Consider the following 16,132-nt stretch of genomic DNA (forward strand, 5'->3'; position numbering starts at 1 on the left):
CAGGATTTCGCGCCATTCAATTGCTGTCCGCCCCGTCGAACCACGGCCATTCGGCCGGCCCTTCATGGGTTACGGCCCCGCCGGGCGCCTGACCGACCAACCTTGCATATTTGGCAAGCGCCCCTGCCCGATGACGCGGCGGTCGCGGCTTCCAGGCCTTGCGCCGTTCGGCAAACTCGCGCTCGTCGATCAAGAGGTCCATGCGCCGCGCGCCGGCATCAATCCTGATCCGATCGCCGTCGCGGACCAGGGCCAGCGGCCCCCCAACAAAGGACTCCGGTGAAACATAGCCAATACACATGCCGCGCGTGGCGCCGGAAAATCGGCCATCGGTGATGAGTGCAACCTTCTCGCCCATGCCCTGTCCATAAATCAACGCAGTGACACCCAGCATCTCGCGCATTCCGGGACCGCCGACCGGCCCCTCATTGCGGATCACCAGCACCTCGCCTGCTGAGTAGTGTCGGTTACGAACCGCCTTGACGCATGCTTCCTCGTCTTCAAAGACACGCGCAACGCCTTCAAAGACGAGGCTTTTCAGGCCGGCAACCTTGATGACTGCGCCGTCGGGACAGAGATTGCCCTTGAGCACGGCGACGCCCCCGTCCGCCATGATCGGCTTGGACACCGAATGAATAACGTCGCCATCGGGCGCGTTGGCATCGCGATATTCCTCGGCAAGCGTCCTGCCCGTCACGCTTAGACAGGATCCGTCAATATGACCGCTTTCGATGAGCGCTCGGATGATGACTGCAGTTCCGCCGATATCGTAAACGTCCTTGGCGGTGTATTTGCCGCCTGGCCGCAGGTTGCCGATCAACGGCGTCCGCGCGAACACTTCGCCAACATCGTCGAGGCTGAAGGCAATCCCGGCTTCGTTGGCGATCGCCGGCAGGTGGAGCGCCGCATTCGTCGAACCTCCGGTCGCGGCCACGACGGCTGCGCCATTTTCCAGCGACTTCCGCGTAACGATCTCTCGGGGAAGCGGTCCCCCCTGTTCCAGCATTCGCATCACCAAGCGTCCGGCCCGGCGGCAAGCCTGTGCCCGCTCCGCATAGACGCCCGGAATCATCGAGACGTTGGGGATGGTCAGTCCCATCGCCTCGGAAACCATCGCCATGGTGTTGGCGGTGAACTGTCCGGCACAGGCGCCAATCGTGGGCAGGCAGGACCGCTCGATCGCGGCCAGCGTCGTCTGATCGATCTCACCGGTCATGAAGCTGCCGACGGCTTCGTAGGAGTCGAGCACCGTCAACGTTCGCCCGCCGAGCTTTCCCGGCAGTGCACTGCCCCCATAGATGAAGATCGAGGGAACATTGCAGCGGATCATCCCCATCATCACGCCCGGGAGCGTCTTGTCGCAGCCGCCGAAGCCGATCAGGGCGTCGTAGGCAAGACCGTGAACGACAGCCTCGATGGAGTCGGCGATCAGTTCGCGTGAAAAGAGGGAAAATTTCATGCCCTCATGATTCATGCTGATGCCATCGGAAACGGAGACCGTGGCGAATTCGCGCGGCGTTCCGCCAGCCTCGGCAATTCCCGCTTTGGTCGCCTCGACCTGGAAATCGTGGGTCATGTTGCAGGGCGTCTGCTCGCCCTTCATGCTGACCACCCCGACCATCGGCTTTTCGAGCGCCGCGTCGTCGAGCCCCATCGCCCGCATGAAAGCGCGGTGCGGCGCCCGGTCGAGCCCGTCAATCGTTACACGGGATCGCCTTTTCGTCATGCGCGCGGTCCCTTCCGAAAACCTCGACCTTTAACGATCGACATCAACCGAAAGCAGCCGGCGCTATTGCAGCGGAGCGACGATGGTCGGATGTTTGAACTGGGATACGTCCATCTTCGGCAGCATCCCCGTCTCGGCATAGATGTCGAACATCTTCTGGATCGCGGCAAAGTTGGGCGCCGCGCCTGGATCCCTGCCGAAATCGTTGTCCTTGAGCAGATAGGTGTCGAGCACCGGTACGGGCGCCTTCAGCACCTCAGAAACCACTTTTAGAGTCTCGTCGCGATTGGCCAACGCCTTCTTCATGCCGGAAGTGATGTCGCGGACATAAGCCTTTACCAGATCAGGATTCTTGTCGACGAAGTCGGCGCGGCAGGCTTCCAGGATATGGACGATATTCGGCATCGCCTGCGACAGCGAGAACAGCTTGCGCGTGCCGCCCTTGGCCTCCGCGCGCGCCGCGAACGGCTGGTTCATATTGACCGCATCGACGCGACCCTGCCGGAGCGCGTCTTCCGAAACAGCGAAACCGACCTCGACAAGCTTGATGTCCTTGGCCGGATCGACGCCATTCTGCTTCAGCAGCATGTTGAAGGGCCCTTGGGTTCCGCCGCCGATCACGGAAATGCCGATAGTCTTGCCCTTCAGGTCAGCGATGGTCTTGATCGGCGAGTTGTCCAGAACCGCCCAATAAACCGAGAAGCCGCCCGGCTTCTCGAACACATGCTGCGCCACGATGTAGGCCTTCAGGTTGCCGCCGACGACGCCGTTGGCGAGCGACAGCGGCGCCTGGGTCGCACAGTCGAGTGCCCCGGCGGCAAGCGCCTGCGTCATGGGCGCGGTGCCCTGAAACTGCGTCCATTCGATGTTGTAGGTCTTGCCGAGGTCAGGGAATTCCGCGGGTCGCCGCATCATCCAGTATTTCGATTCCTCTGCCGGGATTGTCCAGCCAACGCGGATCGTTTGCTGCGCGTGCGAAGCGTTCGACGCCCCAAGCAGAGCGACCAGCATTCCAGCCGCAAGACCCCACTTCCCACCCAAACGCATAGTCCCCCACTCCTCTTTGGCGACGGTAGCTGCCGCACGCTAAGTGGGTAAATGTTTCATGGTTCAAATAGTTAGGCAAGCCGCCGCAGGCGTCCGTCAGCGGCGGCTGGGTACGGCAAGTCCCTGCTTCGCAGGCAACTTGAGCTTGTTCAGCCTTCAACCTGACACGGATCCCACATCTGCTGATATCGGGGATCACTCGCCTTCGCCGGACCCGGTGGGGAGAGAGGTGTCAGTACAGACCGGCCGTGCCGCACGACGGGACTAAAGCGGCCCTTGGGAACATGCGAAATCTTCGCGCCAGCCGCGGGGGTGACCGACTCCGACCGGGCCGGCGCCATCACGCACAAGAGGCCGATCGTGGCGACGCCGAGGGCGGCTATCAGTGTCCGCATGAGAACATCCCGGATTCAGGTTGCGTTGCAACGTACAACACCGCCAACATCAAAACATTCGCCCACCTTCCCCTCGAACAAAAATAAAGCGGGGATCAGGATGTCGGAACAGCCAATCCTGAGCGCAGTCCCGCCGCTCAGACTGAGCAATAGCGCTCCTTGATCTCGCTATTGGCCAGGAGCTCCCGTGCGGAAGCCTGATGGACCACCGTCCCCTGATCCATTACATAGGCGCGGTCCGCGATATCGAGCGCCAGCTCGACATTCTGCTCGACCAGCAGCAGAGTCGTTCCCTGCGCCTTCATGGTCCGGAACAGGGCGAACATCTCGTCGACCAGGACCGGCATGATCCCCTCGGACGGTTCGTCGAGCATGATGAGGGCAGGCTTCGCGATCATGGCTCGCGCGATCGCAAGCATCTGCTGCTCCCCACCCGACATGGTCATCGCGTCCTGGTCAAGGCGCTCGGCCAGGCGTGGAAATATCTTGGCGATTCCATCGATCAGCGTGATCTCTTTCTTCTTCTCAGGCGAAGCGACAAGTCCGAGCCGAAGATTCTCCCGGACCGACAGCCCTTGCACGATGCGTCGTTCCTCAGGAACGTAGGCAAGACCCAGGGCAAAGCGCATGTGGGCGGGCCGGTTCAAGAGTTCCTGGCCCTTGAAACTCACCGAACCACGTGTTCGGTCCATCAGGCCCATGATCGACTTGAGCGTCGTGGTCTTGCCTGCACCGTTGCGGCCAATCAGGCAGACGATCTCGCCCTTGCCGACCTCAATACTGATATCCTGCAGCACGTGGCTTGCACCATACCAGGCGTCGAGATGGTGGACTTGCAGCATCGGTTCAGTGCTCGCGCTGGCCAAGGTAGACACGCTTCACCGCCTCGTTCTGACGAACCTGTTGCGGCGTGCCTTCGGCAAGCAATTCGCCGTGATGAAGTACCAGGATACGATCGCTGATCCCGAGCACCAGCTTCATCTTGTGTTCGACCAGAATGACCGTGCGCTCGGCTGCAAGCTTTACGATCAGGTCCATCATGGTGCGGGTCTCTTCCGGACTCATGCCGGCGGTCGGCTCGTCAAGCAGCAGCAAACGCGGCCGGCTTGCGAGCGCCATGCCGATCTCGAGTGCTCGCTGCTCACCATGTGCCAGTGTCCTGGCCGAACGCTCGCGCGCCTCCCACAAGCCCACGAGGCGCAGCAGCTCGTCAGCCTGCTCGGTCAGTTCGCGAAGGCGGGCCCGCGGCCGCCAAAGGTCGTAGCGCGAAACCAGGGCCTGCAGCCCAACCCTGATATTCTCGCGCGTGGAAAGCTGCGGAAACACATTGGTGATCTGGAACGATTTTGCGATTCCCATATGGGCGAAACGATGCTGCGGCAGACCCGTTACATCCCTGCCCTCGAACTCCACAGTTCCCGTCGAGGGCGGGAACGCTCCTGACAGCAGATTGAAATACGTGCTCTTGCCTGCCCCATTCGGGCCAATAATCGAGGTAATTGCGCCGCGGTTGAACTCGGCCGAAATATCCCTCAGTGCGACGAACTTGCCGAACATCTTGCCGACACCCTTGGTGCGCAGGATGGCGGATTGCGCCGGCAGAACAGTCGGGGTCATGGCTTGACCCGTGCGATCAGCGTGCCCCAGATGCCGGACGGAAAGAACAGCACGCACATCATGAAAATGGCTCCGACGACGAGCTGCCAGTGCACAGTCCAGACCGAGACCAGGTTTTCCAGCAGCAGGAACGTCGCCGCTCCGATCATCGGCCCGAAAAACGTACCCATACCGCCAAGCAGCGCAATCATGACGACGATGCCCGAGGTGTCGTAGTGCAGGATTTCGATCGGCACGATGGACAAATGCAAGGCTTGCAGAGCGCCAGCCAACCCGCAGAAGCCGCCGGACAGCACAAAGGTAATCAAGCGCGTCAACGTGGCATTATAGCCCGATGCGCGCGCACGAACCTCGTTTTCTCGCACCGCTTCAATCACCGCACCGAACGGCGATGCAAGGATACGCGACAACACAAAAAACGCAGCAATCACGAAGGCCGCGATGACATAGTAGCGCGTCAGCGGATTGATGAAATCAAGCTTCAGTCCGAACAGATCAATGGTGCGGACATTAATGCCACGCAGCCCGTTCTCACCACCGGTCCAATCGACCGCCTGATAAAACAGGTAGTAGACGCATTGCGACAGCGCCATCGTGACCATGGCAAAATAGATCCCGCGAGTTCGGATCGCCAGCACGCCAATCGCGGCCGCCATCAGAAGTCCTGCGACGATGCCGATCGCTATCGCTGCGTACCAGGGCAACCCAAGGTGCACGATGGCGATGCCGCAAAGATAGGCCCCCGTTCCGAACAGCGCCGCATGTCCGAAGGACAACAACCCGAGGTAGCCGTAAACCAGGTTGAATCCGAGCGCATACAGCCCATAGATCAGGATATTCACCGCGAGCGCTGAAAACGGCATCACGAGCGGGAAAACGAGGACCACCAGACTTGCCAGGCTGGCACGATGGCGCGTAGCGAAGTCCAACCAGTTCGTCATCCGTGTCTGGGTCCGCTGCAGCGATTGGGTCATCTCATTCATCGCGAGATGTCACCTCAACTGAGCAGTCCCGCACGGCCGAAGAAACCTTGCGGTCGCACGATCAAGACAACAGCCATCAAAGCAAAAATCGAAACCTTGGCCATCTCTGGCGCAATCAGCGACGTCATGCTGACGACAACACCGACCAGGAGCCCGGCAAGCACGGCCCCACCGATCGATCCCATGCCACCGACCACAGTGACCACGAAGGCTTCCGCAAGGATGGTAGCGCCCATTTCGGGGATAACGCCTTGCAAGGGTGCGGCCAGCAGACCGGCAAAGCCGGCAATGGCCGTGCCGATCCCGAACACGATCAACCAGACCCTTGCCACATCGACGCCGAGCACCCGAACAATCTGCGGATCGCGCGCGCCCGCCCGGACAATGAGCCCGAAGCTGGTCTTCTCCAGGAACAGCCAAAGGGCCAGCAGCACTGCTGCGGTGGCCCCGATTACGAAAAGGCGATAGAGCGGAAAATAACCGACCCCGATGTTGACCGCACCTTGCAGGATTTCCGGCGTATCGAAGGGATAACCGGTCTTCCCGAAAGCAATACGAACCAGTTCGACCATGACGTAGCTGAGCCCGAAGGTCAGTAGCAGCGGATAGTCGATGCCCCGCCCGTAGAGCGGCCTGATCAGGAAGCGTTCAACCAGAAGTCCGAACAATCCCACTACAAGCGGCACGGCAAACAAGCAAAGCCAGAAATTGCCGCCAAGCATCAGAACATAGAGACCGGCATAGGCGCCGACCATATAGAACGCCCCGTGTGCAAAGTTCACCACGGTAAGCATGCCGAAGATCAAGGAAAGGCCGATCGCGAACAACACGTAGATCGCGCCGAGCGCGAGCCCGGCGAACAGTTGAAGCGCGACAAGATCGAAGCTCAGACCCGCCATTTTCTCCCCAAAATCGGCATGCGCACGTCAAGCCGAAGCTCTGTTCGGCTCAGGCCTTGTGACCAAGCTCAGCACAGGTGCGGAGGGTTGCTTCGTTAGGCTCATCCGTGGAGAGCACCTCGAAGACATCCGACTCGTTCCTCATATTGGATGACTTGGACTTGATAACCAGGACCGACTGCACCGACTGATGATCGCATTTGCGATAGTATTGCGGACCCTTGTAGTAGTCGTATTTCAGCGCCTCCATGGCGGCTATCACCTTGTCGGTATCTACGCTGCCGGCATCCTTGACGGCGCTCAGCACAGTCCGTACCCCGCCGTAGCCGAGCGCACCGTAGTCGGTGGGCAGCTTGCCATCGTACATCTTTCTGAAGGCTTCGTTGAAGGCCTTGGTGGAGGCGTACTTGTCTTCGATGCCCCAATAGAATGAACAGCCACCGATCACACCTTCAAAGGCCTGCGGTCCGGCCGCAACGCGGCTCGCATGCGAGAGCAGCGGGGCAATGATCTGGGTCGTCTTCTTGATTCCGAAATCGGTCGCCTGCCGCAGTACGATCTGCTGATCGCGGCCGAAATTGCTGATGCAGAGAATGTCCGGCTTCAGCGCCTGGATACGCGGCAGCAGCGTGGAGAAATCGGATGTCCCGAGCGGGTGACGGATGTCGCCGAGGTTCTCGATGTTGAAGGCCTTGCCGACTTCGAGGAAGCCGCGCACCATCTCATGACCGTAGGCATAATCGGCAGTCAGGAAGGCGACCTTCTTGCCGAATTTCGAGAAGGCGTAACGTCCGACCGCGCCGGATGTCATGTGTGGATTCAAGGCCTCGTGAAAGGTATACTTGCTGAAGTCGGCAGCTTCGTTGATCGCGTCAGACTGGCTGATCGAATTGAAGATGATGCCGCGCTCCTTGGTGACATTGTTGATCGCGAGCTGCACCGCGGCAGACAGGCTGCCGACGACAAAATTCACCTTCTCCTTTTCGACCAGCTCCAGTGTCCGCGTCGCGGCTTCCCCCGGATTGAGCTTGTCGTCGCGCACGACCAGTTCGGCCTTGCGCCCACTAAGACCGCCCGCATCGTTAAACTGGGCGATCGCGAGTTGGGCAGCACGCACCTGATCCTGCGCCTCGGTGCCGTAGGGGCCCGTCAGGGGAACGGGAAAGCCGATCTTGATGGGCGTCTCTTCCGCCTGAAGCAGGTTGATCCTGAAAGGAGACGCCGCGACTATCGCCCCCGCGCCGACGGTCGCGAGCACGCGGCGGCGCGTGATCGGCGCCGATTTGATCATCTTCCTGGTCATTCCTGCATCCTCCCCAGAACAGCCTCGTTGGTTTCTTAGGCGCGGGCTTTCAGATCCGCCCCAATGCCGACAGGATAACCTGCGGTGTAAGCGGAATCTCTGTGACTATAGTACCGAATGGCCGAAGCGCATCATTAACGGCGTTGGTCACCGCGGCCGCGGCACCGGCAGTACCGGCCTCGCCCGCGCCCTTGGCGCCCAGCTCGCTCTCGCGGGTCGGCGACACGACATGACCGACATCGATATCGGGCATTTCCCCCGACATCGGAACCAGGTAGTCCGCCATATTGGCATTGGTCAGCTGCCCGCGCTCGTCATAGATGCACTTCTCGAACAGCGCCGCCCCGAGCCCTTGCACCACGCCACCTCTGATCTGCTCGTCGACCAGTTGCGGATTGATGATGGTGCCGCAGTCTTCCACGACCCAGTGCTTCAGCAGCTTGATGAACCCGGTGTCGGTATCGACCTCGAGCCACGAAGCCTGCAGGCCATTGGTGAAGGCAAAGGGATATTCGCGGGGCACAAAATGCCGCGTTGCCATCAGCTCGGGCTGGATGCCCGGCGGCAGCGTGTCCGGCCGAAAATACACGATGCGAGCCAGTTCCTTCAGCTCTATCCGTGGCGAACCGTCGATCGCGTTCACCACCATTGCACCGGCAATGTCCAGCTCGGCGGAGGTCGCCTGCAGGATGGCCGCGGCGACGTCGAGAATGTTGTTGCGCAGGATCTTGGTCGCTTGAAGAGCAGCCTCGCCGCCGATACCAGCGCCACGCGAAGCCCACGTGCCGCCGCCATACGGCGTATTGTCGGTATCGCCCAGGATCACGCGGACCCGCTCCATCGGGACGCCAAGCACGCTACCCACGATCTGCGCGGTCAGCGATTCCGACCCCTGCCCCTGCTCGGTTATGCTCGTCTGACAGATCACCGATCCCTGCGCGTCCAAACGTACTGCAACGCCGTCCTGCGACGAAATCCGGGCTCCGCCGACGCCGTAAAAGGCCGCGCTGGGATTGGTCACTTCAATGAACGCGGCAATCCCGATGCCGCGATGGATATTGCTGCGGCGCAATTCCGCCTGCTCGGCGCGCAGGCGTTCATAGCCCATCATCGCAAGCAATTTGTTGAGCGAAGCATGATGCGACAGGCTCTCGAAGCGCAACCCCGCCGGGGACACGCAAGGGTAGGCGTCATCGCCAATCAGATTACGGCGACGAATTTCAGCGGGATCCATTCCGATCTTGATCGCCGCGAGATCGACGAGGCCTTCGGTCACCGAGCAGGCGACCGGATGACCAACGGCCCGGTATTGGCACGTCACGTTCTTGTTCTGAAACACCACGCGCGCCCGCGCGCGATAGTTTTTCGTCGTATAGGGGCCCCCGACGAGGTTGACCACCTGGTTCGCCTCGATCGCGCTCGTGCGCGGATACATCGAGTACGGCCCGATGCCCGTGAGATCATCGATCTCGAAGGCCAGAATGGCGCCATCCCGCTTGACACCGATTCGGCCTCTGCAACGGTGATCCCGCGCGTGAATGTCGGTGTTGAAGCTCTCGATCCGGTCAGCCACAAACTTGATTGGCCGACGCAACAATTTTGAAAGCGCATAGGTCGCCATCTCGTCGGCGTAGATGTGGACTTTTATACCGAAGGAGCCGCCGACATCCTTGCAAACCACGCGCACCTGCGATTCCTGCAGCCCAAGATGCAGCGCCGCGATGTTCTGAACCATGTGCGGCGCTTGCGTGCCCTGATAGATCGTCAGCCGCCCTTCGCCGGCATTCCAATCGGCAACCACCGCACGCGGCTCCAGCGTCACCCCGGTATGCCGGCCGAACACAAACTCGGCTTCAATCACCTCATCCGAGGCGGCAAACGCCTGATCGACCTCCCCAGCATCAAGATTGCGCTCGAAAGCGAGGTTGTCACCGAGCGACGAATGGATGACTGGAGTTTCCGGATCGAGCGCGGTACGCATGTCCGTTACCGCCTCGAGTTCCTGATATTCGACAAGAACCCTTTCCGCCGCATCCTCTGCAGCTGCACGGCTTGTTGCGACAACCGCGGCTACGGCTTCGCCCTGCCAGCACACCCGGTCGATGGCGATCGCGCTTTGCGGCGCCGACTTCAGTCCCTTCAGGTGCGAAAGCACACCGACCCAGGGCGTTATGGTCGCGGCAAGCTCTTCGCCGGTGACGACGGCAATGACGCCGGGCCCCGCCTTCGCCGCAGCGGCGTCGATTGCCACGATCCTTGCATGCGCATGCGGCGAGCGAACGAACACCACGTGGCCCATCCGTGGCAATTCGAGGTCGCTGACATAGAGACCTCTCCCTTGCAGCAGACGATCGAGATTGGGCCGAGGCACAACCTTTCCGATATAGGAGTTCGGCTGGTCCAATACTGACAGCATCGCTGGCTTTGGACTCATCGCGCGCGCTCCCGCCGCAAGCGCGCCGTCGTTTCGATAGCATCAACGATCGCCTGATAGCCGGTGCATCGGCAATAATTGCCCGAGAGGTGCTCGCGTATACGGTCGCGGCTGGGCTCAGGCTCCTCGCGCAACAAGTCCTGCGCGGTCATCAGCATGCCCGGCGTGCAATAGCCACATTGCAGTGCATTGCGATCGCGGAACGCAGCCTGTAGGTCAGCAATCTCTCCACTGTCAGCCACGCCCTCGATGGTCTGGACGGACGAACCGTCGGCCTGCGCCGCCAGCGTCAGGCATGAACGCACGATCTCGCCATTGACGCGCACCGTGCAGGCGCCACATACACCGTGCTCGCAGCCTACATGCGTGCCCGTCAGCTGCAGATGCTCGCGCAGGAAGTCCGCAAGATTGAGACGCGGCAAAACCTGGGCGTCCACGCGCTCGCCGTTGACATCGAGAGAGATCGCTATCGGGCCGGTCACGCGGCCCTCGCATCGAGGTCGGGACGGTCGAGCAATGTCGAAATGCAGCGTGCGATCAGCACTCTCGCCAATTGCTTCCGCATGGCGGGCGAAGCCTGCTGATCATCGGGCGGATCAAGCTCATCGGCGATCGCCGCGGCCACGTCGGTTACAAGGGGTTGCGTAACAACTTTGTCGACGAGATCAGCCGTGGACCTGGCCAGTACCGGCCGATCACCAATGGCGAAGAGTGCGATCCGCAGGTCGTGGAAGACTTCCTTACCCAGCAGCGCCTGCGCAGCGACGCCGGCAATGGCATAGTCGCCGTGGCGGCGCGCGAATTCATTGAAGTACTGCGCAGCGCTCTTGCGAATCGGCAGCTCGACGGCGACGAGCAACTCCTCCGGCGACAGGGCCGTCTCATAGATGCCCTTGAAAAAATCGCTAGCGGCCAGACGGCGCTCGCCGGCCAGACTGCGCACGATCATGGTGGCGTCCAGCGCCAGCATGCAGGCGGGCAACTCCGCCGCCGGGTCGGCGTGGGCCAGGCTGCCTCCGATCGTTCCACGGTTGCGGATCGCAGGATGCGCGATATGGGGGGCCGCCTGGGACAACAGCGGCGCGTGCAGCCGGATCTCGGGCGACCGCAGCAGGTCGGCATGGCGTGTGAGCGCGCCAATCGCGAGGGTATCGCCCCTGACAGTTGCGCCACGCAGTTCGTCGACGCCGCCAATGTCGACAATCAGGTCAGGCGAGACAAGGCGGAGGTTCAGGGCCGGCATCAGGCTTTGGCCACCAGAAAGGACCTTCGCCTTCTCGCTATGCTCAGCAAGCAGCGTCAACGCGTCCTCGACGCTTCTTGCCCGCGCGTAGCTGAAAGCCGAGGCCTTCATCGGCGTGACCTCCCCGGCCGGATTTTGGCATGTTTAGCCGGATTAGAAGGTGGTCATGTTGAAACGTCAAGTTTTGTTTATCGGCCGATTATTTCCAAGGATAGACTTTTGGCCTTGTTTTGCGGCAGTGGACGACGCACCGTCGGCCCGGGCACGCAAGACCCGCCACGCAACGGGGGATCGGGAGGTCTGGATCATGAATTTGGGTTTCTTCACGATGCCCATCCATCCCTTGGAGAAGGACTGGCGGCAGTCGTTGCAAGAGGACCGGGAAGCCTTCCTGCTCGCCGACGAACTCGGCTTTACTGAGGGTTATGTCGGCGAACACATCACTGACAGAGCGGAAAACATCACCTCCTGCGTTGCTTTCCTGGCGTGGATCGCCGCTGCAACAAAGCAAATCAAGCTCGGCACCGGCACGATCAATATGCCGAACACGCATCCGGCAACGGTCGCAGCAACCGTTGCGATGCTGGACCATATGCTTGACGGCCGCCTGATCTTTGGCATCAGCCCCGGTGGGCTGCTGTCGGATGCGGAGCTGTTCGGTAACCTGGACGCCGACCGCAACGCGATGCTCGTCGAAGCGATCAATCAGGTGCTCGCGATCTGGGAAGGCGAAGCACCCTACAACATCCAGGGCAAATACTGGAACATCTCGACGCAGAGAACGTCGATACCCGACATCGGGCAAGGCGTCATTGCACGCCCGCTGCAGCGGCCGCATCCGCCAATCGTCGTGACCGCCGTTGCACCCTTTTCCAAAGGCGTCAGCGAAGCCGCCGCACGCGGCTGGGACCCGATCTCGGCGAATTTCCTGATGCCTGCCTGGGTCAAGACCCACTGGCCGAAATATGTCGAGGGCTGCGAGCGGCTCGGCCGTGCTGCAGATCCCGCCAACTGGCGCATTGCCAAGAGCATCTTCGTTGCCAAGGACGCCGCGACAGCAAGAGCCTACGCTACCGATCCAAATGGGCCCTATGTCTACTACTACCGCTCACTATTCACCAAACTGAAAAAGGGCGGTCGTATCGACCTGTTCAAAACAAGGCGCGATCAGCCGGATCATGAGGTGACTCTCGACATGATCTGCGACAGACTGATCATCCATGGCACGCCTGAGAGCGTCGCCGACCAGTTGCTGGCATTCCGGGCGGAGGTCGGAGAATTTGGCATCCTTCTTTATGCAGGCAAGGACTGGAAAGACCGCGAACTGGCGCGTCGATCCATGATCCTGATGGCTGAAGACGTCATGCCAAAGGTCAATGCTGGCGCCCCGAGACGCTCCAGGAGCCAACCCTTCAACGATTGAGGAAACGTTCGCCGTGGCACTCTCCGATCGTATCCCCTATCAGGCGCAGATTGACCGACCGAAGCTTGTGTTACCCAGCGGCAAGCGGCTCGCGGTCTGGGTCATTCTCAATGTCGAGGAATGGCGGATCGAGAATGCGATGCCGCGAACGGTGTTGAGCCCGCCCATGGGCCAACCGCTATTGCCTGACGTGCCGAACTGGTCATGGCACGAATACGGAATGCGCGCCGGCTTTTGGCGGCAGTTCAAGGCGCTGACCGATCGGAACATTCCGGTGACGTTGGCCGCAAACGGTAACGTCTGTAACGCCTATCCACGCGTCGCCTCCGCCGCACGCGAAGCCGGCTTCGAGTTCATGGGGCACGGCTTCGTGCAGGGTCCGATGCACAAGCTTGCCGATCAAGGCGACGCAATAAGGCGAGCTGTCGAAACAATCGCACGATTTACCGGAAGACCACCGCGATCATGGGAGAGCCCTGGCCTGACGGAAACTGAGGAGACGCTCGATTTGTTGCGTCTCAACGGCATCGAGTATGTCGCGGACTGGGTGATCGACGATCTGCCGCAGGACGTACCGACACCCCACGGGATCATCACGACCATCCCTTACTCGGTCGAAACCAACGACATCGTCATTCACGCGCTGCAGCATCTTCCTTCAGAGCAATTCCTGAAGCGCTGCACGGACCAGTTTGATCGGCTCTATCTGGAAGGCGCCACGAACGCCCGGATCATGGCGATCTCGATCCATCCCTACATTACCGGCGTTCCGCACCGCATCAAGTATCTCGAAGCACTGCTTGACTACGTTGTCGGTCACGACGGCGTAGCGCTGATGACGGCAAGCCAGATCGGCGACTGGTATCGAACCGAAATGAAGAAATACGCGGGCTGAGTAACCGGCCAGCCTCATCGCCCGACGCCCAACCGAAGCGCCAGCGCGCCCCGTGCCGCCGCCAAAGGCTTGTTCCGCGAAAAACTCCGTTGCCTTCGTCACGAACTCCTTGCAGCGATCTTCCGGAGAACGCCGCCCCTGTTTTGTACGCCTGGACGGCTCGTTCTTCATGATCTACCGGCCGTTGAACGGTCACCAGCCAGAAACCGCCCGTAACCTCCGCGCGCGAACAGCAGCGGCTCCCTCCGGTTGTAGGAATAAGCCTCGACCGCGCCGAGGAAAATCACATGGTCTCCACCATAGTAGCGATTGGCCGCACGACACTGGAAGTGCGCGACGCAATCGGCAAGCAACGGCGCGTCGCCAAGGCCCGGCTTCCAGTCGACCCCGACGAATTTTTCGTTCGACGACTTCGCAAACCTGTCAGCCAACGACTCCTGTGACAGGCCAAGAACATTCACTGCGAAATGACTGGCATTCTGGAACGTGCTCAGGCTCGAGGAATAGAGCACCAGGCTCCAGAGTACGAGCGGTGGATTCAACGAAACCGATGCAAACGAATTGCAGGTGATGCCAACAGGCTTTCCGTTGGAATCCGCAGCCGTGATGATCGTGACACCTGTTGCATAGGAGCCAAGCGCATTGCGAAAATCCCGCGGATCAATCGGCGAGTGTCCGCTGGCCAATTCGCTGGCAGGATCTAGCGTTGCGGGGTTCTTGGGCGCGTCAGCCATCGATGGCCTCAAAGCGTCAGATTTTCTGAGGGAAGGCCGAGCGCTACCCTTCCAAAATTCGTTCCAGCCGCATCGAAATTGAATGCGAGATGCGAGTTGACCGCGTGACCATCGCGAAACTGGCGCTGCAGTACGCCCGACATGAACAACCCACGCGCACCGCTTGCCGCGAACAGCATCGACACTGCCTCAGTACATAGATTGACCGAAAATGCGCCGTCGCGACGCAATTTCGTCTTGGCGGCCATATCCGGAATATGTCCTCGTCTTGCATCGGCCATCGCTTCGATGCATGACAAACGCATGATCAGTCGAGCGGCATCGATTTTGGCCGATGCTTCCGCAATTTTGATCTGCGTGCTCTGCATATCGCCCAGTTTGGTTCGATTGTAGGTCGACGCGCGGTGCCGCGCGATGTCGACGTAGTCATCGAGGCATGCCTGGGCATTTCCGAGGCCGACGCCGGAAAGGACGTAAGGAAACAGGGAAAAAACCGGCAAAGTGTAAAGCGCACTCGGATTGACGGCACTACCGGGCGTCTCGCCACCGCCGAGATCATTTACAGCGACTGTCATCCACGTCGGGACGAAGGCATCGCGTACTTCGACATCGTTCGAGCCGGTTCCTCGCAGCCCTACAGCATTCCACGTATCGGCGATGACGTAGTCGCTCTTGTGAATCAGAAATATCCGGTATTCGATGCCGTCAGCCTCGTCGTCGGAAGAGACCACACTGGCCAGCATGTTCCACTCGCAGGACGCCACCCCCGAGGAAAACGGCCAACTTCCCGAAAGCCGGTAGCCGCCCTCAACCTTTCGAGCTCGGCCTGCGGGAAATATGAATGAAGACGCAATGAGGGCGTTAACGTCCCTGTTCCAGACCTCGTCCTGGGCCTGCTTGTCGAACATGCCCAGCATCCAGTGATGGCTGGCAAGATTGGCGAAATTCCATGCTACCGACGCGTCGCCGAGCCCAAGCATGTCCGCGCAATCAACCAGCGCCACGTAGTCCAGCTCGGAGCCGCCAACACGCTTCGGCTGAACGATCCGAAACAGGCCGGCTTCATGCAGGTCCCGCTCAGTCTCAGTCGGCAACCGCCGCAGTTCCTCCGTTTTTGCCGCGCGCTCCCGCAACCGCGGAATCAGCGCTTTGGCACGGGCCACCATAACCATGTAGGCATGACCGCCCGGGCCGCTCTCGGCTCCCTGATTGGCATTTGGTTTCCGACCAACACCTGGCATCTCAGCGTTCCTCGCAAGGCCCGGACGAGGCCCCCTCGTGACCAGAACGACGATGACCGCCCTCCTCGTCCTGCCCCGGTGAATGCACCTCGCTTGACCAGTCCGAATAGCTTGGCGATTGTTTATCACCCGATTAGCAATTAAGGCGCGACCAACGATGCGCGTCAATCGAATTCAACAGCCAGGGAGCGA

General features: G+C 60.6%; 14 protein-coding genes. 2 read left to right on the forward strand and 12 right to left on the reverse strand.

Features of this window, described 5'->3' with window-relative positions:
- Positions 1–16: 16 nt before the first annotated feature.
- The 10 genes from ilvD to QOU61_RS27315 form a co-directional block, all read right to left on the reverse strand.
- Positions 17–1,726 (reverse strand): dihydroxy-acid dehydratase, encoded by a 1,710-nt coding sequence (gene ilvD, locus QOU61_RS27270; RefSeq protein ID WP_289654308.1) that lies wholly within the window; start codon positions 1,724–1,726, stop codon positions 17–19.
- A 63-nt stretch (positions 1,727–1,789) separates the two neighbouring features.
- Positions 1,790–2,773 (reverse strand): ABC transporter substrate-binding protein, encoded by a 984-nt coding sequence (locus QOU61_RS27275; RefSeq protein WP_289654309.1) that lies wholly within the window; start codon positions 2,771–2,773, stop codon positions 1,790–1,792.
- A gap of 532 nt (positions 2,774–3,305) precedes the next feature.
- Positions 3,306–4,010 carry an ABC transporter ATP-binding protein gene (locus QOU61_RS27280; protein WP_289661787.1) on the reverse strand — a complete coding sequence of 235 codons (705 nt, stop codon included), beginning with the start codon at positions 4,008–4,010 and terminating at the stop codon, positions 3,306–3,308.
- 4 nt (positions 4,011–4,014) lie between these two features.
- Complete coding sequence (locus QOU61_RS27285; protein WP_289661790.1) at positions 4,015–4,785, reverse strand: ABC transporter ATP-binding protein; 771 nt, start codon at positions 4,783–4,785, stop codon at positions 4,015–4,017.
- Positions 4,782–5,759 (reverse strand): branched-chain amino acid ABC transporter permease, encoded by a 978-nt coding sequence (locus QOU61_RS27290; protein ID WP_502876981.1) that lies wholly within the window; start codon positions 5,757–5,759, stop codon positions 4,782–4,784. The genes QOU61_RS27285 and QOU61_RS27290 overlap by 4 nt, the downstream gene beginning before the upstream one ends.
- A 23-nt stretch (positions 5,760–5,782) precedes the next feature.
- Complete coding sequence (locus tag QOU61_RS27295; protein ID WP_289654311.1) at positions 5,783–6,667, reverse strand: branched-chain amino acid ABC transporter permease; 885 nt, start codon at positions 6,665–6,667, stop codon at positions 5,783–5,785.
- Positions 6,668–6,716: 49 nt separating this feature from the next.
- Positions 6,717–7,970: an ABC transporter substrate-binding protein gene (locus QOU61_RS27300; protein WP_289654312.1), complete on the reverse strand. Its 1,254-nt coding sequence runs from the start codon at positions 7,968–7,970 to the stop codon at positions 6,717–6,719.
- Between the two features lie 49 nt (positions 7,971–8,019).
- Positions 8,020–10,404, reverse strand: a complete 2,385-nt coding sequence (locus QOU61_RS27305; protein ID WP_289654313.1) for a xanthine dehydrogenase family protein molybdopterin-binding subunit — start codon at positions 10,402–10,404, stop codon at positions 8,020–8,022.
- Positions 10,401–10,886, reverse strand: coding sequence for a (2Fe-2S)-binding protein (locus QOU61_RS27310; RefSeq protein WP_289654314.1), 486 nt, complete (start codon positions 10,884–10,886; stop codon positions 10,401–10,403). The genes QOU61_RS27305 and QOU61_RS27310 overlap by 4 nt, the downstream gene beginning before the upstream one ends.
- Complete coding sequence (locus QOU61_RS27315) at positions 10,883–11,758, reverse strand: FAD binding domain-containing protein (RefSeq protein WP_289654315.1); 876 nt, start codon at positions 11,756–11,758, stop codon at positions 10,883–10,885. Before QOU61_RS27315 ends, QOU61_RS27310 begins: the two co-directional genes overlap by 4 nt.
- 196 nt (positions 11,759–11,954) lie before the next feature.
- On the opposite strand from QOU61_RS27315, the gene QOU61_RS27320 reads away from it, so the two are divergent.
- The gene (locus QOU61_RS27320; protein WP_289661793.1) at positions 11,955–13,070 is read left to right on the forward strand and encodes an LLM class flavin-dependent oxidoreductase; all 1,116 of its coding nucleotides are present in this window, start codon (positions 11,955–11,957) and stop codon (positions 13,068–13,070) included.
- 13 nt (positions 13,071–13,083) lie between these two features.
- Entirely contained in the window at positions 13,084–13,965 is an 882-nt protein-coding gene (locus QOU61_RS27325) for a polysaccharide deacetylase family protein (RefSeq protein ID WP_354142546.1), read from the forward strand.
- Positions 13,966–14,132: 167 nt separating this feature from the next.
- Here the strand turns inward: QOU61_RS27325 and QOU61_RS27330 are convergent, their stop codons facing one another.
- Complete coding sequence (locus tag QOU61_RS27330) at positions 14,133–14,699, reverse strand: flavin reductase family protein (protein ID WP_289654317.1); 567 nt, start codon at positions 14,697–14,699, stop codon at positions 14,133–14,135.
- 8 nt (positions 14,700–14,707) lie between these two features.
- Positions 14,708–15,940: an acyl-CoA dehydrogenase family protein gene (locus QOU61_RS27335; protein WP_502876829.1), complete on the reverse strand. Its 1,233-nt coding sequence runs from the start codon at positions 15,938–15,940 to the stop codon at positions 14,708–14,710.
- Positions 15,941–16,132: the final 192 nt, after the last annotated feature.

The sequence above is a fragment of the Bradyrhizobium sp. NP1 genome, assembly GCF_030378205.1.
Taxonomy (GTDB): domain Bacteria; phylum Pseudomonadota; class Alphaproteobacteria; order Rhizobiales; family Xanthobacteraceae; genus Bradyrhizobium.

Excerpts from the sequence above, each read along its gene's own strand:
- ilvD (WP_289654308.1), bottom strand. The coding sequence starts at position 1,726 with ATGACGAAAAGGCGATCCCGTGTAACGATTGACGGGCTCGACCGGGCG.
- QOU61_RS27275 (WP_289654309.1), bottom strand. The coding sequence starts at position 2,773 with ATGCGTTTGGGTGGGAAGTGGGGTCTTGCGGCTGGAATGCTGGTCGCT.
- QOU61_RS27280 (WP_289661787.1), bottom strand. The coding sequence starts at position 4,010 with ATGCTGCAAGTCCACCATCTCGACGCCTGGTATGGTGCAAGCCACGTG.
- QOU61_RS27295 (WP_289654311.1), bottom strand. The coding sequence starts at position 6,667 with ATGGCGGGTCTGAGCTTCGATCTTGTCGCGCTTCAACTGTTCGCCGGG.
- QOU61_RS27335 (WP_502876829.1), bottom strand. The coding sequence starts at position 15,940 with ATGCCAGGTGTTGGTCGGAAACCAAATGCCAATCAGGGAGCCGAGAGC.
- QOU61_RS27300 (WP_289654312.1), bottom strand. The coding sequence starts at position 7,970 with ATGACCAGGAAGATGATCAAATCGGCGCCGATCACGCGCCGCCGCGTG.
- QOU61_RS27320 (WP_289661793.1), top strand. The coding sequence starts at position 11,955 with ATGAATTTGGGTTTCTTCACGATGCCCATCCATCCCTTGGAGAAGGAC.
- QOU61_RS27290 (WP_502876981.1), bottom strand. The coding sequence starts at position 5,759 with ATGACCCAATCGCTGCAGCGGACCCAGACACGGATGACGAACTGGTTG.
- QOU61_RS27305 (WP_289654313.1), bottom strand. The coding sequence starts at position 10,404 with ATGAGTCCAAAGCCAGCGATGCTGTCAGTATTGGACCAGCCGAACTCC.
- QOU61_RS27330 (WP_289654317.1), bottom strand. The coding sequence starts at position 14,699 with ATGGCTGACGCGCCCAAGAACCCCGCAACGCTAGATCCTGCCAGCGAA.
- QOU61_RS27315 (WP_289654315.1), bottom strand. The coding sequence starts at position 11,758 with ATGAAGGCCTCGGCTTTCAGCTACGCGCGGGCAAGAAGCGTCGAGGAC.
- QOU61_RS27285 (WP_289661790.1), bottom strand. The coding sequence starts at position 4,785 with ATGACCCCGACTGTTCTGCCGGCGCAATCCGCCATCCTGCGCACCAAG.